This is a genomic window from Ensifer sp. YR511, assembly GCF_900103045.1.
In the GTDB taxonomy this organism is placed as follows: Bacteria; Pseudomonadota; Alphaproteobacteria; order Rhizobiales; family Rhizobiaceae; genus Ensifer; species Ensifer adhaerens.
The window spans coordinates 22,352-41,532 of the sequence record NZ_FNGR01000025.1; the positions used below are offsets into that span (position 1 = coordinate 22,352).

Annotated in this window: 12 protein-coding genes and 4 pseudogenes; 7 read left to right on the forward strand and 9 right to left on the reverse strand. The window is 57.5% G+C overall.

Annotated elements, in window-relative coordinates; genetic code table 11:
• Positions 1-836 precede the first annotated feature (836 nt).
• From BLU15_RS40950 to BLU15_RS40220, 3 genes and pseudogenes are all read left to right on the forward strand, one after another.
• The gene (locus BLU15_RS40950) at positions 837-1,160 is read left to right on the forward strand and encodes a transposase (RefSeq protein WP_090300130.1); all 324 of its coding nucleotides are present in this window, start codon (positions 837-839) and stop codon (positions 1,158-1,160) included.
• A gap of 424 nt (positions 1,161-1,584) precedes the next feature.
• Positions 1,585-2,421 (forward strand): annotated as a pseudogene (locus BLU15_RS40215) (IS66 family transposase); the annotation flags it as partial.
• A 945-nt stretch (positions 2,422-3,366) separates the two neighbouring features.
• Positions 3,367-3,678, forward strand: a complete 312-nt coding sequence (locus tag BLU15_RS40220; protein WP_090300132.1) for a transposase — start codon at positions 3,367-3,369, stop codon at positions 3,676-3,678.
• A gap of 564 nt (positions 3,679-4,242) precedes the next feature.
• On the opposite strand, the gene BLU15_RS28960 is transcribed toward BLU15_RS40220, so the two are convergent.
• Positions 4,243-5,361 (reverse strand): IS110 family RNA-guided transposase, encoded by a 1,119-nt coding sequence (locus tag BLU15_RS28960; protein ID WP_090300134.1) that lies wholly within the window; start codon positions 5,359-5,361, stop codon positions 4,243-4,245.
• A gap of 105 nt (positions 5,362-5,466) precedes the next feature.
• Here BLU15_RS28960 and BLU15_RS28965 point away from each other — a divergent pair.
• From BLU15_RS28965 to BLU15_RS28975, 3 pseudogenes are all read left to right on the forward strand, one after another.
• Positions 5,467-6,094, forward strand: a pseudogene (locus BLU15_RS28965) (IS110 family transposase); the annotation flags it as partial.
• Between the two features lie 81 nt (positions 6,095-6,175).
• Positions 6,176-7,303: pseudogene (locus BLU15_RS28970) on the forward strand (IS3 family transposase).
• Positions 7,304-7,417: 114 nt separating this feature from the next.
• Positions 7,418-7,877: pseudogene (locus BLU15_RS28975) on the forward strand (transposase); the annotation flags it as partial.
• An 817-nt stretch (positions 7,878-8,694) separates the two neighbouring features.
• On the opposite strand, the gene repC reads toward BLU15_RS28975, so the two are convergent.
• The 6 genes from repC to BLU15_RS29005 form a co-directional block, all read right to left on the reverse strand.
• Positions 8,695-9,906 carry a plasmid replication protein RepC gene (gene repC, locus BLU15_RS28980; protein WP_090300136.1) on the reverse strand — a complete coding sequence of 404 codons (1,212 nt, stop codon included), beginning with the start codon at positions 9,904-9,906 and terminating at the stop codon, positions 8,695-8,697.
• 151 nt (positions 9,907-10,057) lie between these two features.
• Positions 10,058-11,023 carry a plasmid partitioning protein RepB gene (repB, locus tag BLU15_RS28985; protein WP_090300138.1) on the reverse strand — a complete coding sequence of 322 codons (966 nt, stop codon included), beginning with the start codon at positions 11,021-11,023 and terminating at the stop codon, positions 10,058-10,060.
• Positions 11,020-12,234 carry a plasmid partitioning protein RepA gene (gene repA, locus BLU15_RS28990; protein WP_090300141.1) on the reverse strand — a complete coding sequence of 405 codons (1,215 nt, stop codon included), beginning with the start codon at positions 12,232-12,234 and terminating at the stop codon, positions 11,020-11,022. The genes repB and repA overlap by 4 nt, the downstream gene beginning before the upstream one ends.
• A 387-nt stretch (positions 12,235-12,621) precedes the next feature.
• Positions 12,622-13,773, reverse strand: a complete 1,152-nt coding sequence (locus BLU15_RS28995) for a site-specific integrase (RefSeq protein WP_090300143.1) — start codon at positions 13,771-13,773, stop codon at positions 12,622-12,624.
• Positions 13,763-14,182 carry a type II toxin-antitoxin system VapC family toxin gene (locus BLU15_RS29000; RefSeq protein ID WP_090300145.1) on the reverse strand — a complete coding sequence of 140 codons (420 nt, stop codon included), beginning with the start codon at positions 14,180-14,182 and terminating at the stop codon, positions 13,763-13,765. The genes BLU15_RS28995 and BLU15_RS29000 overlap by 11 nt, the downstream gene beginning before the upstream one ends.
• Entirely contained in the window at positions 14,179-14,421 is a 243-nt protein-coding gene (locus BLU15_RS29005) for a type II toxin-antitoxin system Phd/YefM family antitoxin (protein WP_090300147.1), read from the reverse strand. The genes BLU15_RS29000 and BLU15_RS29005 overlap by 4 nt, the downstream gene beginning before the upstream one ends.
• Positions 14,422-14,640: 219 nt before the next feature.
• Between BLU15_RS29005 and BLU15_RS29010 the strand changes: the two genes are divergently transcribed.
• A complete protein-coding gene (locus BLU15_RS29010; protein WP_090300149.1) occupies positions 14,641-15,783 on the forward strand; it encodes an RHE_PE00001 family protein in 1,143 nt (380 codons plus the stop codon).
• An 83-nt stretch (positions 15,784-15,866) separates the two neighbouring features.
• Here BLU15_RS29010 and BLU15_RS29015 read toward each other — a convergent pair whose 3' ends face one another.
• Together BLU15_RS29015 and BLU15_RS29020 are read right to left on the reverse strand one after the other, a co-directional pair.
• Positions 15,867-17,501: an ATP-binding protein gene (locus tag BLU15_RS29015; RefSeq protein ID WP_090300151.1), complete on the reverse strand. Its 1,635-nt coding sequence runs from the start codon at positions 17,499-17,501 to the stop codon at positions 15,867-15,869.
• Complete coding sequence (locus BLU15_RS29020) at positions 17,498-19,180, reverse strand: PIN-like domain-containing protein (protein ID WP_143034277.1); 1,683 nt, start codon at positions 19,178-19,180, stop codon at positions 17,498-17,500. The genes BLU15_RS29015 and BLU15_RS29020 overlap by 4 nt, the downstream gene beginning before the upstream one ends.
• Position 19,181: the final 1 nt, after the last annotated feature.

Here is a 19,181-nt window from a genome sequence, read left to right on the forward strand (position 1 = left end):
CGAGAATGACAGCCCCCGACATGTTGGCCTACATGACAGCAATGCGCCTGCCCGACCATTCCGAGTTCAGAAGCTTTCCAGCCGGCGGTCCCGAGGAGTTGTTCATTCGCGAATTGACGAGGACGCCGTCACGACCAAATGTCTCCTCGACCCCATTCTTTCGGCCTTATGGTCCTCCGCAGGCTGTCTGGTCGAACTGCACGAAGGAGCTCCATGCCTGGCAGGGCGCCCCGCTGAAGTTCTCTCGTCGGGCAAGTAAGATTTATCCAAGCTACAATGCGTCTTGGACCTTTTGACAGTGCAGGTGAAGGCTTTAGCTCATGAATTCCCAACGGCTTCCCTCTAACGAAAATTCGATTTGACTTCCCTCTGTCCCAATCCTGACTTTGGTTGTGCCGCGGTTAAAATGAGGGCTTCAGAAAACACTTTATCTTCAGCGACTTACCGTCGATGACCGCGGTCAACTGCGCAGCACCAAGTTCCACGCCCCGTCGGCGCGAGGCCGACATCCAGACCTTCAGTCCATTGATCTGAGCTAGAACCCGGCTCCATTTTGGATGGGATCGGCATCTCTGCTCGCGGAACCTTGAGGATCGTGAGGCCTCCCCTTGCGTCCGAGCTCCGCCGTACCGGCTGGGTTAGAAGATGTTCTACGTCGTCAAGGGTCGCCAATAGCTCCGATCTTCGGACGTCGTTTGCAAATCCTGGCATCCGAAGCTCAGGCCGCAAATCTCGCGCCCTTCGATCGACGGAGAGGCGACAGGGTAATCTTAATGGAAAGCGCTGCCCCGGTTGATGGAAAGCCCCTCGTCGGAAACCGACTTGGTTAGTTCCGCGTGTCCCTTGAGTATCCGCTCTTGAGAGCGGACGTAAGAACACACCAGGCAATTCAGGAGATATGCAGTGTTGCGGACGGGAAGAGAAGGCGTGGGCGGTGGTTATTGTCAGATCGCGCGCAGATATGGGCTGAAACTTTCTCGCCAGGTAAGGTGGTTTCTGAAGTCACTCACCAGTTCGAGGTTTCACCCTGCCTAATCTATACATGGCGGCGGCGGGCTTTGATACAGGAGGCCGCTCTCGGCTTCGTACCAGCCAAGCTCGTTGATTCCGCCAGCACCGAGCGCTCGAACCGGCCATGTGCGTTGTCCGGAATGGCGTGAGGGTCAGAATTAGAGTGCAAGCGCATCCCGAACTGGTGGCCGCGGTGATGGAAGCGCTCAAATGATCCCGGTCAATTGCGGGGAGAGGGTGTGGATCGCAAGCGGTCACTGCGAGGTGCGCGAGGGCAGGCGGGATCGGCCGCTTTGGTGCGAAAAGGCTCCGGCCGCAATCCGTTTAAGGGCGACGCCTTCGCCTTTCGCAGCCGCAGCTGATAATAGTCCACTGGTATGATGGGATCGGGCTATCGCTGTATCCGAAACGCATTGCTGAGCGCAGCCGCCTCATTTGGCCGGCGACAGAGAATGGTGCAATCGCGCTGACGGCTGGTTCGATGTGCTATCCACTGGAAGGAGTCAGGCGGAAATTGGCGGCGCCGTGTGAGCCGGGCTGCGGAAATCAGGCTCTCTGCGATTTGCATTCAACATGGAAAACAGCGCTGATTGTTCCCTAGCGATTTTGCTGACTTGCTGGCAGAGCTCATCGCGGCACGCGCCAAAGCCGCGCAGACAGAGGGCCGAGCTCGCCGGCAGCAGGGCCAAGGCGTCCAGTGATCTACCGTCATCGGCCGACTGCAACGGCGTATCAAAAAACTCTCGCGGCAGCGTTGCCGCTCCAAGGCGGAGCCTCGCACACAGCTGATCAATCAGATGAAGTTCAGATGGAGCTTCAACTGGCAGAGTTGCAGATCGCGGCGACCGAGGACGAACACGCAGCCGAAATGGAAGTCGCGAACACCGTTAACGACACCGGCTTCAGCCGCGGTCGGGCCGCGAAGAACTCTTTCCCGATCATCCTCCGCGCCAATGGAAACTCATCCAGACGATACGAGAGAAGCTCAGTTGCAACGATTGCGAAAATATCAGCAAGGCTCCTTCCCCCTCCACGCGATTCCCCGCGGACGGGCCGGACCCAACCTTCTGCCGATGGTCCTGTTCGACACGTTCGGCCAGCAAATGCCGCTCTACCGTTAGATCGAGCGCTTCGGACGGGAAGCCGTTCCGCTCAGCCTGTCAATCGAGGCCGATAGCGTTGGCGGCACGAAGACAGATATGGTCGGAAGTTGTGTCTACGATCCGGATGATCGACCGTCCAGCGGTGCGGCCGGACGGTCGACGTTGTTCGATTATTCCTGGATCGCGCGGGCGAACAGCCGCAGGTACATCTAGCCGCCCATAGCGGCATTCTGCAGCCAGGCGCGTTTTCGGGCTACACCAAATTCCGTCTTCCGGAGGACGGCCAGGCCCGATAACGGGAGCAGCCCGCAGGTCGGCTTACCAAGGGTTAAATGAGCAATTCTGCCGAATATCTGCGGTCGCAGCCATCTATTCCCATCTTCTAATATACCGCTGCGACACCGGCCTTGATGGTAGATCCACAAGCGAGCTTCCAAGCACACGTGACCAGCGCGAAGTTCCATGCACTCAATCGGCACAACTGGTTTCGGTTAGCACGGCTTTGCCATCAATCGCTGTTTATCCTCGCAACCACATCGACCAGACGGCGTCGAATCGAATCCGGGCTAGAGCCGCAATGTTCCGTTCGCCCAGATGTCCATGGGTTCCTCCAAAAGCGCAGCAATGGCCAAACGACACCGGCGGGTTTGTTGGCAACTGCGACTGCTGCGATATTCGGTGGCCGGTAGCTCTAAGCTTCGCCAACCATGTCCAGGATCGACTGCGCCAGCGCATGACTGAGAGGCTGCCGTGATCAATCGCCTCCTGAGATAGCTGTCACAACATTTTCCGATCTCTCCAAGACTCTCACAGCCCCACATGGAAGGCCGCTATTGTGGGCACGGTTTGAAGCGATAATGCCGAATTCTGCGAGATGGGCGCGGATCGCATTAATCAACCGGCGGGTTAGCAATTCTTTGACGCGACGAGACCTGGACCTCCTGCTGCATCGTTCCGATCAAGTCGGAAGATCAATTGGCGATGCGAGCCGTCCATCGAATTCGTAAGCCACTCCTCGGTGTGAGGCTCGTCAACCCGATCCGCGTCCCGCATTCTGAGCATGGAATTGTCATTGCCCGCGACATCACGCAGCTTCGAAAGCGACTTGCGGAAATCATGGTGACTATGCTGCGGCTCTCAGAGAATTGCTCCCATCTCTCACGCACGAACTGCGTGCAGAACTGATAGAACTGGATGCTCGCCTCCGAACACTTGATCTGCGACTGCGTGAACTCTTCCGCAACAGCGAGCAATGCCAGCGCCTGGGAAAGATCGAAGGGGTCGGAACGGTGACGGCTACAGCCTCGGTTGCGGCTGTCGGGCCCGATCGTCATTTAAAAAGGGGAGGGGAGGGAAGGAAGCTTGCCGCCGAGTGGGTCTTGCGCCAAAGCAGCAATCGAGTTGCGGCCGGCAGTGTTTCTTCGGAATAAGCCAGCGAGGAGTTCGCTATCTGCGAACACTGTTGATCCATGGTGCTCGAGCTGCCAGCAAGCACGATCCACGTAGCGTCTGGCTTAACAGGCTTCATCTCCGACGCCATCCCAATATTGCGTCTTCGCGCTAGGAACACTCGAATCATTTGGGCCATGCTTTCCAATAACGAGGACCATGAGATACAGCCATCCGTGGGAAATGTCGCGTGATTAGAGCAAGATCCTGTGGGGAGTGGATAGCGGCCTGCACCGTGGCAGAGTGGGTTCGCTAGAAAATCTCTCTGGAGGTCCATCACGCTGACGACAGCCTAGAAACCCGAGGTACCTGCCGCTATCCGCGTCGATCTTGGCGCAATCTTTGCTTCATTGGAACTCTTATGTTCAATTGCAAGCGGCGTGGCCACGCCTGTTTGTCCCGCCAATAGTGGGCTGGTCCTGCATGGTGTAGCTAATGCGCAATGTAGGAGACAGGGTCTCAAGACGACGGTTTGCAAACTCTTATACGCGGGTTGGATACCGCATTTCCGTGTGTACGCCTGGGGCTGCTTCTATCTTAGCACGGGCATCGACGTCGTCGGCCACTCAGTTCCATCGAAGATTCCCCGACCGGGACCCTGCCTCCAACATTGAGCATCAGCAGATGATCGATCTTGTTTCCTCTTTCTAATTGGTCACCAAATGCGGGCGGCGCTAGGTTAAGCTTGATGAGCTGGTTGCACTTCCTGGCCAATAGCCCACAGGAAGGCCCCCATTTCTCTAGCGATCGCGGTGATCGCGATGGCCTTGTGCTTCCCCGCGAGGATCATTTTTCGGTAGCGAGAGCAGAGGCGGAGCTGACCTTTCCACGCTATTTCGCGAACGGTTCTCGGTAGGCCTTCCAACTGCGCTTGCTTGGTTCGACTTACCCGCGCAGGGAAGCGGTAAGCCCATGCGCCTTCGACCAGCATGCGACGGGCCCGACAGTTCCCGGCCTTAGTGATCCCGCCGCGTTTGACATGTTCACCTGTCGAGCTCTCTGACGGAACGAGGCCAAGAAAGGCCATCAGCTGGCGGGCGTTTTCAAAGCGGCGGATGTCGCCAATTTCGGCAACAAAGACGACAGCGGCAATCAACGACACGCCTCGCAACGCCTGATAGGCTTCGACAACAGGAGCCATCGTCCAGGATTTGACAGTCTCCGAGATCAGATCGGTCAGACGCTTTAAGCGCACCTCGGCATCCTCGATCGCCTGGCAGTATTCCTTGAGCACGATGAAGTGCGCCGGATGCTCGAACTTCAGAGTCGATATCCACCGCATATGCGCCAGCGACCAGGATGAGCGGCCCGAATAGATGCGGCCATGTCGAAGGAGGAACGACTGAAGCTGCTGACGCGCCCGCTTTTGAGCCTCCTGTGCTGCTTCACGGGCCCGCACGAGATCGCGCATAGCCTCATGCCCGCGGTCCGGCACCCAGACCGCCGTCAGCTCACCCGCACGATGTAGCCGTGCCAGGCTGACCGCATCGCGCCGGTTGGTCTTCACTCGATCTCCGGGACGCTTGGGAATTAGTGCCGGTGCCACCACCACACAATCATGGCCCATCTCTGTGAGCTGACGGTAGAGTTCGTAACCTGTAGGCCCTGCCTCGTAACAGAAGTGGAGCTTTGCTCCTCGCTTGGCCAGCTTTTGCGCGATGGATGACACCGAGGCCGGATCTGAGGGTATGTCCCCGAAAAATCTTACCTCACCACCCCGCTCGCCATCCGCGACGGCCACAGAAATCTTCAGTTTCGAGACGTCCAGACCGACGAAAAGCCTGCTATGCTGATCCATGGTTCACCCTCGCTAAGCTTGGGGCTCGGCTTCGGCCACTCCGAAGCAACCCCCGATCTCAGCTTATCGCGGGGGTGAGCCACCTTCACCCCGAGAACATACAGTCTGAGCAAATCGACCTGGCTGGTCACATCGCTTTCGCCGGGAAGCGAGAAGAGTCGCGCCATGCGATCGCTGGCGGCGATATCGCCGGCCTGTTCGCTTGCTTTGCAGATCTGCGTCAAAAAGCACGATCACGCGAGGGAAAGCTTTACCCGTTGGTGGTGATCCAAGACGCGGGATTGGACGGGTTCTGGATTGGCCGGGCGCTGAACCGCGAGGGTTGGACTGAGAGTCACATTGTCGAGGCAGCTTCGATCGCGCTTTCACGCCGCCAGCGCCGCGTGAAAGCCGATCGTATCGACGGCGAGGTGTTGATCCGGACGCTGATGGCCTGGAAAAGGGGGAGCCATGCGTCTGTTCGGTAGTCAAAATGCGACGCCAGAGGAAGAGGAAAGCCGCCGGATTGGCCGCGAGCGAAAGGTGCTGGTCGCTGAGCGCTGAGCGCGTTCTCCACGTCAACCACATCAAGGGACTACTCTTCTGCCAGGGTATCCGGGACTATGCGCTGTAGCGCCGCGATCGCCGAGCGCGTCTGCAAGAGCTTCGCACGAGCGATAACCGTGCGCTCCCTAAACATATCAAAGCCCAAATCTCCCGTGAACTCGACCGTCTCGAGTCATTGCTTGAGCGGTGATCTGAACCCTTCAAACTGGACCGATTTTGGTTAGAGTTTTCCGGTGATTTTTCCTGGCTGGGAAAGGAACGGAAGACGATGAAGGCATCGCAGTTTTCGGACGCGCAGAAGGCGTTCATTCTGAAGCAGGGTGATGAAGGGGTGACGGTCGCGGAGATCTGCCGCAAGGCGGGGATCAGCCAGGCGACCTATTTCAACTGGAAGAAAAAATACGCGGGTCTGTTGCCGCCGGAGATGAAGAAGCTGAAGCAGCTCGAGGACGAGAATGCGCGGCTGAAGAAGATCGTCGCGGACCTGATGCTGGACCGCGAGATGCTGCAGGATGTTATCCGCCGAAAGCTCTGAGGCCTGCTCGCAAGCGTGAGGTGGTGAAGGGCATGTGCCGGGATTGGATGATCTCGATCCGGCGTGCCTGTGGAGCGTTGAACTTTGATCGGTCGACCTACCACTACACCTCTCGCCGTGCCGATCAGGCCGGTCTGGAACGTCGTATTCGGGAGATTTGCGAGACGCGCGTGCGCTACGGCTATCGTCGTGTGCATGTGCTGCTGGAACGCGAAGGTTGGGCCACCAACATCAAGCGAACCTATCGCATTTACAGAGACTTGGGCCTGCAGTTGCGCAACAAGACGCCCAAGCGCAGGGTCAAGGCAAAGCTTCGGGAAGATCGGCAGGTGGCGATCGGTCCGAACGACGTGTGGGCGATGGACTTCGTGCACGATCAGCTCGCGACCGGAAAGAAACAGCGGGTTCTCGCGACAAACGCGTTGCGTTTGCGCTGCGGTGGTCGACACCTTCTCACGCTACGTGCCGGTGCTTGATCCGCGTCACAGCTATCGCGGTGAAGACGTGGTGCAAACGCTGGAACGGGTGTGCCGGCAGGTTGGCTATCCGAAGACGATCCGTGTCGATCAGGGTACAGAATTTGTGTCTCGCGATCTCGACCTGTGGGCCTATGCTAAGGGCGTGATCCTGGACTTCTCACGGCCGGGTAAACCCACGGACAATGCATTTATCGAAGCCTTCAACGGCCGCTTCCGAGCGGAGTGCCTGAACCAGCATTGGTTCCTGACCCTTGCGGACGCCCGCGAAAAGATGGAGGATTGGCGCAGAGACTACAATGAGTTTCGGCCCCATGGTGCGATCGGCAACAAGGTACCGATCTCGCTGATGAATCCGGGAAGCGCCGCCAGCCCGCTTCCCTGAGTTAGGCCGGAAAACTCTACCATCCGCTGGTCCAGAAACTTGGGGCGGTTCAGAACAGCCGAGGCTCTAGTCGCAGCTGGATGAAACTTCAGTGGCAGGTCAGCGGATCAAAAAATTGTCGAGGCTGAACGGGATGTGCTCATCGCCGAACAGACAACGAGCACGCTTTCGCCAGCGGCGGTGCTGCACGGCATCAGGGGAATTGGTCCGGAGTTTGCGGCAGTCCTCGACTGTGAAGGCCTGTTCCGGCACTTCGACAACCGACGTCAAGTTGCCGCCTATGCGGGGCTGGCGCCGTCGCCATCGCAGAGCGGATCGATTGATCGTGAGCAGGGCGTCTCGAAAGCGGGCAATCCCCGGCTGCGAACGACGATGGTTGAGCTTGCTTGGCTGTGGCTGCGCTATCAGCCGGGCTCGGCGCTATCGTACTGCTTCAAGGAGCGTGTCAATCGTAATGGTGGACGTCTTCAAAAAGACGATGATCGTGGCTCTCGCCCGCAAGCTGCTCGTCGCGCTCTGGAAATATGTCAACGCTGGCGTCATCATCGAGGGGTCGGTCATGAAGTCCGCCTGACCGACGAAAGCTCAACTACAAAACCACTCCAATCCCCAGGGCCCGATCAGCCCTGACGGATCCAGGTGAACGGACCGGGGATCATTATGGCTTCGATAGCCGGGAGCAAGGTTGGTTCCGTTCGCCTGAGACCTTGCCCGCCGCAAGGCGGGTGCAGCCGCACTAAGCGGCGACCGTGTGTGAGGTTGTACAGGCTCAAAAACCGGGCCGGTAGAGTATGGGGCTCAGACCTGGATCGAAACGCCGAAGCCGACATGCGACCTTGATGGTGAACCTCCTCATGTGAGGATGTTGAAAAGGGAGAACCACGCCTAACAATTGCAACATACAGCAGGAGATGAAAAACGGTCACTCCCGTCGATTGCAAGCGAGCGAAACCCCATCGACGCTCGCGGCGACGTCATTCGACGCTGCATCAAGAAGCAAAATATACGTCAACACTTGTCCCTTCCTCATCCTGTTAATCTGTTGCAATAGGGCAGGGCCATATATGTCCACAGCATCGTGCCGCGCACCGCCTCGATGAGGCACTTGCCGGGGAATTGGAACACTGCGTTACCGCTATCGTGAGTTCCCGAGGCCCTCCGCCGATCCGCAAAAGACCGACTCGCCGAACTGAACAAAGACATGACGATCTAGCCGCAAATCAAGCCGAAAAATCTTCATGTCCATCAATACGGCACCAGCCGTTCGAAAGACGGCCAACCAAAACTCCAAATGCCATCGTCCCGGGTCTGCAATCTACCAACCGCGGGCCCCGGCTGAGGCTGGCCACTGAAGATCACGGGAAAGATTTCGCCCGCAGCTCCAGCCCTCATCATCCCGCCTTCAAATGAGCATACCCATTGGCTTTCAACAGTGCCATGAGCATAGGTCCCAGAGAGAATTCGGATTGACCCGAACGTCTTGTCAAATCCCGCAAATATCCTCCGGCAGAGTTGATCATGTTCGCACGTTCCAGAATGCACGCCATCGCCACCGCAGCGTTTTCCGGGCCCATAATCTCGCAGGCATTCTGATAGGCCGACGGACTGACCCCGAGCATCGACCGGATCACCACCGCGGCAGACATGAGTTCCCGCCAACTTCCAATCGTTCCGCCCTGTCCATAGGCGACCACCTGGGGGCAGGCCTTTAGCACCAAGGCAAGAGGGAAAGCCTTTAGCGGCTCCCTCGGCAGTCCTTCTTTCCTCGGCTTCGCGCCCTGCTCTTTTTCAGAGCTAGGTTCAAGTTCATTGAGGTATTCTGGTTTTGAATTCTGTATGTGGCGCTCAGTATGAGCAGCATTGCTGCTATTATTTCTGTTTTTCTCTATAAAATCCAGTCGGTTGAGGACTTCCTCCTTCAGGAGTTCCATCTCCTCGAGGATCGAAGTGACGTCATCGATCGTCGGTGTGCGAGGGAGGCGGCTGACTACGCCTACGTAGATCTCTTCCATCGCCCACCAGTCGCCGTCCACACCTTCCTCCATGGCAGCCGAGATGAGCTTGCGTGTGTCGCGTCTGCAGATTGTGAGCCTTTCCTTCGCCTTTCTGAACGCTGCACGCGACGCCACAACCTGCTGGGCCAGCATCGCCAACTCCTCAGCGCGCGCGAGGAGAGGGGAAAGATCGAAACCGAACGCACTTTCGACGTCGCCGGCGCCGTCTTTACGGGCAAAGCGCTTTCCATTGGCACTGTCCTTACGGACGATCAGGCCAGCATCGACCAGCGCGGCCAGATGGCGTCTCAAAGTCGAACCTGGCATGCTGTGTGCTCGTAAGGACAACTGCATATTCGACGGAAAAACGATTAATTGTGCGTCCTGCCGCAACTCGTTTTCCGGATAGAAGCTCAAAAGCGCATCCAGGACCGCTAGACTACTGGACTGGAGCCCGAGTAATTCCATCGCCGCTGAAGCGTCGCGGAAAATCTTCCACTTATCAGCCGTTTTGCCCGCCTTGATCTCGCTGACGGCCTGCTGTTGCCTCACAAGGGCAAGCGTCATCGGTCGCCGCCCGAAAGGCGTCGTCACAAATCCTGTTTGCATCGTTTCTTCACCTTAAGCAGGCAAAAGAAATACGTTCGCCAAAACGGCGCCTAAACTCTTGACGATGATTCTCGGAAATGCGATTCTACCTTTGCTACGAGATAGGGGCTTCCGAGGCGGCGACGTTTTGGGGCCTCTTTCCTTTTGCGGGTTACGCTTCCTTCTTTGGTTGGTCGTTTGCATGGCGCCGTTCGAAAAGAGCGACTGCATCATTGAGCAGAAATGCCGCAAATTCTGCAGCTTCCCTTCTGTCGATCGTTATCTCAAGCTTCGTCTTGCTCTGCTTAACCTGGCCCAAGCGCTGGCCTGATGACGTGGAGAGGACATCAGGCAAACCGCGCACGACGCGGCGAGGCTTGAGCTGCATGAGCACAGCCTTGAACCGCTCTTGCGAGTTCATGGCCTTCATCTCTTCCGCAAGCGCTATTGCCACCGGATCCTGTGTCGAAGACTTTTGAATCAGTTCGGCGAGTTCCTGCCAGCTCCGCCGACCAACACCCGGGGCCGGGCCGATCGCATCGATAAGCTCGGAAGAAAGCGAGTCGATGATGGAAAGCATGCGCGAAAGCTCCGCCTTGTCGATCGACATTGCAGAGGTGATGACCTCGCGCGGAAAACGCTCCTTCAGACGATGTGCAAATCGTGACTTCTCGATGTAGGAAAGGTCCTCGCGCTCGTTGTTTTCTTGCCCCTGAGCGATCACCAACTCTTCGTCGGTGAGACTACGAACGATTGCCTTGACCTGCAGGCCAAGTTCTTGGACTGCACGCAGCCGACGATGGCCGAATGCCACCTGGTAGTGGCCTGATTTTTCCGGATGAGGACGTACAAGGATCGGCACTTGCTGGCCTTGGTCGCGAATTGACGCGAGAAGGCCCTCGATATGCCCAGGCATGCGATCCCGAACGAAAGAGGGCTCGACCAATGTCGTATCCAGGTCGATCACCGCCTGACCTTCAGCAAGACGCCGCTCGATTTCGTCGGCTCGCGCTTGACGGGCTTTCTCCTCGCGCATCGTGCTGGCCACTTGTCCGACGAGTTTGTTGTCAGACGACGTGGCCTTCGCCGGCATATCTGCATCGACCTGGATCAGGTTCAGAAGGTTCTTTCTGCTCATGTTGGTCTTCCCCAAGCTTTCTTGACGAGGGTCTCGATCTCGTCGTTCACGCTGTTCATCGACTCGAGCGCTCGATCGTAAGTGCTTCGAGTGAATTGACCCCGCTCGACTTCGTAGAGCGTTTGATTGGTAAGACCGGCGTCAGAAACCGCGGTTGATTTCAGCATCGGAAAGTTGAGGACGTGAGCGCCGAAGATCGACCGAAGATAACCGACCATCTGATTCTGGGGGCCGTCCGAAGGCTCGAAACGAGTGATAAGGTAACGCATCCAGGCAAAATCGACGTTGCCGCCAGCAGACGCGACTTCTCTGAGCAAATCAGCAACCATCGCCAGGAACTGGTTCATCGACATGACGTCCAGCATCTGTGGATGCACCGTAACGAGAACCGACGTCGCTGCGGTTAGGGCGGAGAGCGTGAGGTACCCTAGCTGAGGAGGGCAATCTATGATGACGATGTCGTACTCTGCACTGACCTCTTCGATCGAGTTGCTCAGGCGCTGGAAAAACATCACATCACCAGGCTGCCGCGTCATCAAGGCCCGCGGAGTATCATGCTCGAACTCCATGAGTTCAAGGTTCCCCGGCACGAGATCCAGGCCGGGAATGTAACCCTTGCGGATGATGTCCTTCAGTGGACGACGCGCGTCATCGTAGCGTATTGCGCCATACATCGTCTCATTCTCTTGGACATCCAGCTCGGGCTGATGTCCATAGAGGGCGGACATGCTTGCCTGGGGATCAAGATCGACTGCTAGAACGCGATAGCCACGAAGCGCTAGATATTGTGCAAGATGCGCCGAAGTCGTTGTCTTGCCTGAACCTCCCTTGAAGTTCATGACCGAAATGACCTGCAACTCTTCCCCATCACGCCGGTGAGGCAGGTATCTGCGGTCGGCTCGCCCCACCTTGTCTAGGTGCCGCCGGATCTTGTCGATATCCTCAACCGAATAGGAGCGCCGGCCACCGGGTGTTGTGCTTACTTCCAAGCCATCGATGTCATTGGACACCTGCCGAAGATAGACTTCCTTCACACCGACTAATTTTGCGGCCTCTGAGGGCTGGAAATGACGAATTCCTTTTCGCGCCACTGGCGGAAATGTGCTCAGATGATGAGCTTGTAGCTGGACCGCAAGTGCCGACGAATGCCTATCAATCAGGCTCACGAGGGTCTCGCGTGATGGCGTATTGGCTTCAGCCGTGGTTTTCATTGCTAGCCCAGAATTCAGTAACAGCGTTTTAAGGCGGCCAAAACCGATTTGAACCGCTGTTGCAATAAGCCCCGATTCTGGCCGCTCGGCAAGCCTTCCAACAAACAAAACCTTAACGGGAGGCCACGGCCGCCGCGGCAAGCCACCAAGTTGAGCCCACAAACCCGCAAACTCGGCAGTTTTCTGACAAAAACGTGCGTTTCGCGCTGCGCCAAAAAAGAGTCGAAAACCTGGACTTGGGGTCGGCTCTTTGCGCGACCAGATCACTTCAGGGTCAAATTCCGGCGAATCACGTCTCTTGTCGTCGCAATATTCCACCATGTGCTCGCGCCTGCTGACACCAACATCTTCGTCGCGGGACTGATCTGCCGGCTCAGGCGGAAGGCGCTAGGTAACCAATCGCGCAGCCTGCCCTTGTTTCCGCTCCGCATCGTTGTAATAGCGCGCTGCCTGCGACACCGATTTGTGCAACGACTGCTGCATGGCTTCAGGCAGAGGTACGCCGCGATTGGCCGCCTCGGTCAGGTAGCCTGATCGCAGTCCCTGCGCCGAAAACTGCGTGGGATCGAGCCCGGCCTGCTTGCAGCGGCCTTTCAGGATAAGGTTTACTGATTGTGGCGTCAGCGGCCGCCGATCGATGTTTCCCCACTGGTCGATACGTCGGAACACCGGACCATCCTTGATTTTGGCTTCTTCGATCCACCGTTTCAATGCGGTTATCGGTGGGCCGATCAGCAGCACATGTTCGTCTTCATCACTGGTGGTCGTCTTCGTGCTGCCCAGACGGATAGCGAGACAGGGAAGGAGAGGGGAGCCCGGGATCGATGGATCCGTCAGCACCTGCTCCTCGTCGGTGATGTCCTCCAACCGCAATTCAGCCACTTCCGATCGGCGTCGACCGCCGGAGGCAAATGCCAAAAGAAGCAAGGCGCGGTCGCGAATGTCGACCAGGCGGTCACCCGCGCATGCGAGCAGCAGCTTTGCCAGGACATCCCCGGTCACCGCCTTTTTGCTCTTTCGTTGCCGTGGCCGGGCGCTGGCGCGGACCGCAAGTCGCAGCGCCGATTTGAGCGAGGGACCGTTGAAGGAACCTGTCAGACCCCGCCAACGGGTCAGAATCGACCAACTGGTCAGGCGGCGACGAACGGTTTCGGGTGCATGCGGCCCGTCGGCGCGCAGAAGCCGCTGGGAACGCAGTCCAGCTTCCACCTCCACCGGCATGCCATGGCTTGGATCTTCCACGCGTTTGCCCGGGTCAAAGAGGTGATGGGCGACGAACTTCAACAGCAGGCTTTCGGGTGCGGGCCAGGGGAGGGGACTGCCGGTCGCGAGCTGGCACCAGGTCTCGAGGTAGCCGAGGTCGGAGGCAAGCGCGCGTAGCGTATTGTCGCCCATGCCTTCGCTGGCCAGATGCTTGAGCGTCGCGACGTCGTCGTCGGTGAGGAGCGCAGCGAGTTGGTCACGCCGGTCGAAGGGCAGGATGGAATCGAGCGCGTCGAGTGCCACCCCTCGCCGCTCTATATCATGATCAAAGCTCATTCTCGAATGGTCCCAGCACCTGAATCCTCTCAGTGCGTGCCGCGCCGGCGAGTTTGCGGTCGAGGGTGGCGAGCGGCAGGGATTGGCGGACCGCAAGGTCGAGGTAGGCGGCATCGTAGGCGCTTAGCCCGTGCGCACTCGCGAGCTCGAGCACCGAGCCGTCCTGACCGGCACCCATGTCTTCAAGGGGCAATCGGCGCAGGCGGGCCATCGCGTTATGGGCCTGGCCGGCGGCAATCCGTTGTCGCCGCTCGGCGCTGATCAAAATGCTGCGCGTCTCGTGCCAGAACAGGTCGGGCACCGGGCAGGGGCCGGAGATCCCGGCGATAAGCTGTTCGGCTGCTTCACTGTATTCTTCTGGCAATAGCCAGGCAGCAGCGATCGACGCATCAAGGATAAATTTGCTCAAAACCGTTGACCCTCACGTTTCCAGTCGAGGATCTCGTCGTTGGACACCGGTTTTGCCCGCATTCTCGCCGCCCGCACCTCGGCGATCAGCGCCGAGAGCTCGTTGTCCTTCTTCACGCGCGAGAGCCGGGCGACCGGATCGTTGCCGCGGGAAATGATAACCTCCTCGCCGGCTTCGACGCGGGCCAGCAGTTCTGAGAGATGGGCTTTGGCCTCGGCGACCTTGACAGTGACGCTCATGGGAAACTCCGTTGAACAGTGTCTCTCGTCGCGGAGATGGCGGACGATCGTGATTTTGATGTTCTGCGCCAAGATAGGACGCGTTTATGAGTTGGTCAACTAGTAGACCACATCACTATCGATACTTGATCCCTATCGATAGTGAAGTGCTGGTCTAACGTCTGTAGCATGTGAGGAACTCTAACTTTCAGATAGAGTTCTTTTCACAATTCATTTATCATGATTTCAATGGCTTACGATCTTGCTGATTTGCCCATCCAGACCCTGTTGCGGCCCATCTCTGATGCCGGCGTCGCGCTCGCCCGTCTCGATGAGCGGATCGCCCGTTCAGCCGTCGGCGCGGGCTTTCTCGAGCGCATGCACTTCGCCGATGCCTGCGCCTCGCTGTGGATCGACGGCGAGCTCGTCCATCTCGAGGACCTGGTGCTGCACGACGCCGGCCATGACATCCGCACGCCGACGCATGAACTGACGATCGCCCGTGACGTGCTGCGCAGCCGACGTCGCATCGCTGCGCAGCCGCCCGGCTGGGCGCTCAGCCTCGACGGCTTTCGCGCGCTGCGGCAGGCGGGACCTGCAGCATCAGCTGACGCCGGCGGTACTCAGAGAAGTGTCGCGGCCACGACCGATCTTGCGTGCGTCGGAGGAGGGGAGGGGGAGGACGTCTCCGCGCAAACTTCCACCCCATTTGACGCCGAACTGGCCGCCATCGATGCGCTGCTCGCCCGATCGGAAGCAGCGATCGAGGCAGCGAAGACGCCTGGCCGTGCCAGCGCGCGGGAAAAGGATCCGCTGGTCTACGATCTCGATTGGGACGAGGACGCGCGCCTCGAAGAATGGCGCGGGGTGCTCGCCGGGATCGCTGATCTGCCGGCGGTGCTGCAGGCGATCGTTGCGCTGGATGCCTGGAACGAGCTCGCCGTGTTGCAGCGCGCGTCGTGGCTCGGCCGGCTGCTGGCCGCGTCTCTCCTGCGCCAGGCAGGTGTCACCACGGCGGCGCACCTCGCGGCCTTCAATCTCGGCCTGAAATCCATTCCCGTCGATCGGCGCCGCCATCGCGACCGGGAGACGAGGCTGCAGGCGATCGCCCAGGGTCTTATCGCGGCCGCCGAGATCGGCATAAAAGAACATGACCGGCTGGCGTTGGCGAAAAAAATGTTCGAGCGGAAGCTGGAGGAGCGGCGAACGTCTTCAAAACTGCCTGAGCTGGTCGAGCTGGTCATGGCAAAACCGTTGGTGTCGGCCGGGATGGTGGCGAAAACGCTGGAGGTGACGCCGCAGGCGGCGCGGCGGATCGTTCTGGAACTCGGCCTCAGGGAGATGACGGGGAGGGGGAGGTTTCGGGCGTGGGGCGTAGTATAGTACTCCGGCCGACTGCTCCCTTAACTGGCACATTCGAACGAATGTTTCGCCTCAGCACTCCTTTGACAAGGCTTCACGTCTACTCAAATCGCCAGCCTCCTCTCGATTTCGCGCCGAGCCTCCTTGTAGAGAACTGGATCGATCATCTCCTGCATCACGCTCCAGACAACGCGCAGAATACGCTCCTCGGTCCCCGTCCGTTCGCTGACAACATCCGCGTCAACTTTTGCTGCCAGTTGGCGTTGCAGCCTCCGTCGATTTTCATTCACGGCAGCGAGCATCAACTTTAATGCTCGAGTGTCCTCGTCATTGGTGATGTCTTTCGAGATCTCAGCGGATATTTCCAAGTAGATTTCATCAATGTGGAGAAGAAGAGCGGCGTCATTCCCACCGTCTACGCCAGCAGGAAGGGTTAATCTCTTTTCTACAGCTTCAGTAATCGCGTCGGCCGAGCGCTTAAAGCGCTTATATCGTTCGTTCCTGACCTTCGATGCCTTGTAAGTCCGTTTTGTCAAGTCTTGCAGGATTGGAACGAATTCTTCCTGAATGCCTCTCCATGCATCGTTTTCTTCAAAGCTGTCCCGGCGAGCATTGGGTACGACGTCATCACTCAGGATGTGGAATTCGCCGATGAACCATTTGTTGAAACGAGCGTAGCTCACCCTCGACTCCGCGAAGAGCCGCTCCATGATATCTGTCCCGTCAATCTGTATGTTTTTCGAACGCACGCGCAGACCAGCGGCGTCGGTGTCGTTCAACGTTGCGACAGTCGGCATATCGCCTATCCACCCCCACCACTTGTTCTCGCCGCTGGTATCAGCGAGCAATGTGACCCCCGAAACCTCGACAGCTTCTCTTTTGCCTTTAGGGGTATGGTGGTTACGGTATGGTTTGAAAATTTGGAACTCGTTGTCGGCTATCTCATCGTCAACCCCCGTCTTCGACGGGTCTGCAAAGTCTTTCTGGCGTATGAACAGTTCAATCGTCTTGATCGGCTTTCCAAATTCGGCAGCGAAATTTTCGATCTTTTGCTCATGTGACCAGAGCTTCGGGTAAAACTTCACTGGTGCCGTTTGCGAGAGATAGGATGAAAGCTTGTCAACGTCTTTCATTTCGTCGGGCGCGAGGTCGATCCCTTCCAATACTACTTCAGTGTAGTGGCTCGTCCGTTCACTCTCGGACGTCGTTCGATACATGTCCTTCACCGTATCCGTCAGGAGGGTCTGAATATCTGTTTGGGTGCTCTCAGCTGGGTCCATTTCTTTACGCAAGCGAACACAATCAAAAGTGACGGTTGTCTCCCGTACGTCTGATCGATGTTTCGTAATGAATTTTAACGTGTTGCAGTACGCTAGCCCGGCAAGGCGACCGATGCCACGAAAGCCAGCTCGTTCAGACCGTTCCTTCGCGGACGCACCTATCGCAGACAATGTGCTCCAAGCATTTTCGCTTCTGATCCCGCTCCCGTTGTCTCTGATCGAAATCGAATTTTTTGTTCTATCGACCGTTATAACAACGAGACCTTCATCTTTCTGGAGCGTCCCGCTGTCCCGCGCAGTTTCAATCGCATCGAAAGCGTTCTGGACGTACTCGCGGATGGTATGGCGCGGCTCGCCATACATCCCTGTAGTCAGAGATTCCAAGACATACGGGCCAATATGTGCACGCCGCGATGGCTCTGATGAAGCGGCGGGTGGAGTGGAGGTCTCGGAGGTCATAGTTCAACAAAGCCTTTTGTATCGTCCCAATTGACTAGGGTCTGACCAGGCTGGTCCAAAAGTAGCCAATCAAGGGGAACACTGTAGCGTTTCGCAATCGCCGCGAGTAATTCATCTACCGTGGCGTTGCCGGTCGGGAAAATCTTTGTCAGCGAGTCAGCTGAATCGATAGGAATTTCTTCAACAATCTGCCGCCCGTCTGCCACGATCTGCTCGAGTTCGCGAGGACGATTGCGCCGTTCTGGTCCGAGCATGAAAGAAAGCCGGATTTTTTCAGCATTCTTTGATGGCAAACGAAGATACCGATCCTCATGGCCTCCGATTTCACTTCCGAACTTTTCAAGCGCCTCCGACACATCGAACTTGCCAAGAACGTGAAATACCGCCTCGACGTCGCCGTCGAGGGGGAGAGGGCGCGGCCTATTGCTGGAATCGAAATACAGGTCTTTCAACACACCGAGATAAAGTGCATTTCGCTCTTCACTTGGTAAGCTTTCAGCCAATAAATCCAGTCTATAAATCATGTTCGAGGCATTCTGCAGCTCGGTGCGGGTTGCCTGCGAAACGCCGCGTCCCAGGCTCTGCAGCTCATCTGATGAGTAGGTATTTATGCCTTGCTGGAGGTCGTCGAGTGCTCTTTCTTGCTCGATAGCGCTCGTCGATGCCAATCCTTCGACTACTTCAGCCGCCGGGGCCACATCGTCTTGAGCTGCCGTGGCTTCATCCGAAGACGCGCTGGCCGGCGGTGACCCAGACGCGGGGATGACCGGCTGAACCGCAGCAAACAGAGCTGGAATCTGATAGTTTGCAAACCGCTCCAATGTAACGGCAAGCATCGTCGTGTTCACAATGAAAAATTCCGAGATTTTACTGGTCGTGCCGATCTCGTGCGTTAGAAGCGGCGGCGCGAGAAATGTCTCGTAGCCATCGCTACTGATGTTTCGATGTGGATTTCCTCCGTCATCGAGGACGGTCTCTGGCCTGAAGACCCAATCTGGCGTGTTATCATCCGTCAACAAAACAGCGGACGTGAACACGGGCTGATCAGAACAGTGTTTGACAATTTCCTGCCAGAAAATTAGGTCACCGAACCGGTTCTCGGGCTTATTCTTGTCCTTGAAGCCTGGCGGAACTCGCCCGGAAACTCGCGTTCCGTACTCGGCCTCGGCCCCGTGCAGCGGAAAGATGTTCGACGACAGTACGTGCTCGTTGATGAACGGGACGATCTCTGCTGCCAAGTCCTGCCACATCTTGGTTTGACCGGCGGCCTTACACTGCTTGATGAACTCCTCGGCTGAGCGGTCGAGGGCCGCGATGTATTCTCTCCGATCGAGGAAACCTGGTCGGCGACGATTATCGGCGGCTAGGCTGACAAGGCGTTTCAGCTCTTTGATCTTCGCTTGGACAGATTTGATCTCGCTTTGAAGGGGAAGCAGCCGCGCAGGGCTCTCGACCATATGCTTGTGGAGTTCATGCGCTGCCCAAACGGGAATGCGGAAGCGCATCTGTAATTTGTCGCTGACCCACTTCAGGAACTCAGTTCGCGCTTCCGCGCTAAGTCCGAACAGCCAAAACAGCACAGAGGTGTCGCAGAACACCACCGTCGTCTCAGCCTTGAGTGCCGCAGCTACTTTCTCGAAATGAATTTTATGAGACACCGTCGGTGGATGCAGCTTCATG

Coding starts and splice junctions, on each gene's coding strand:
- BLU15_RS40220 (WP_090300132.1), top strand. CDS start 3,367: ATGCCAGCGCCTGGGAAAGATCGAAGGGGTCGGAACGGTGACGGCTAC.
- repC (WP_090300136.1), bottom strand. CDS start 9,906: ATGCAAACAGGATTTGTGACGACGCCTTTCGGGCGGCGACCGATGACG.
- BLU15_RS29010 (WP_090300149.1), top strand. CDS start 14,641: ATGATTTCAATGGCTTACGATCTTGCTGATTTGCCCATCCAGACCCTG.
- BLU15_RS28960 (WP_090300134.1), bottom strand. CDS start 5,361: ATGGATCAGCATAGCAGGCTTTTCGTCGGTCTGGACGTCTCGAAACTG.
- BLU15_RS29015 (WP_090300151.1), bottom strand. CDS start 17,501: ATGACCTCCGAGACCTCCACTCCACCCGCCGCTTCATCAGAGCCATCG.
- BLU15_RS28995 (WP_090300143.1), bottom strand. CDS start 13,773: ATGAGCTTTGATCATGATATAGAGCGGCGAGGGGTGGCACTCGACGCG.
- repB (WP_090300138.1), bottom strand. CDS start 11,023: ATGAGCAGAAAGAACCTTCTGAACCTGATCCAGGTCGATGCAGATATG.
- BLU15_RS29005 (WP_090300147.1), bottom strand. CDS start 14,421: ATGAGCGTCACTGTCAAGGTCGCCGAGGCCAAAGCCCATCTCTCAGAA.
- repA (WP_090300141.1), bottom strand. CDS start 12,234: ATGAAAACCACGGCTGAAGCCAATACGCCATCACGCGAGACCCTCGTG.
- BLU15_RS29020 (WP_143034277.1), bottom strand. CDS start 19,180: ATGAAGCTGCATCCACCGACGGTGTCTCATAAAATTCATTTCGAGAAA.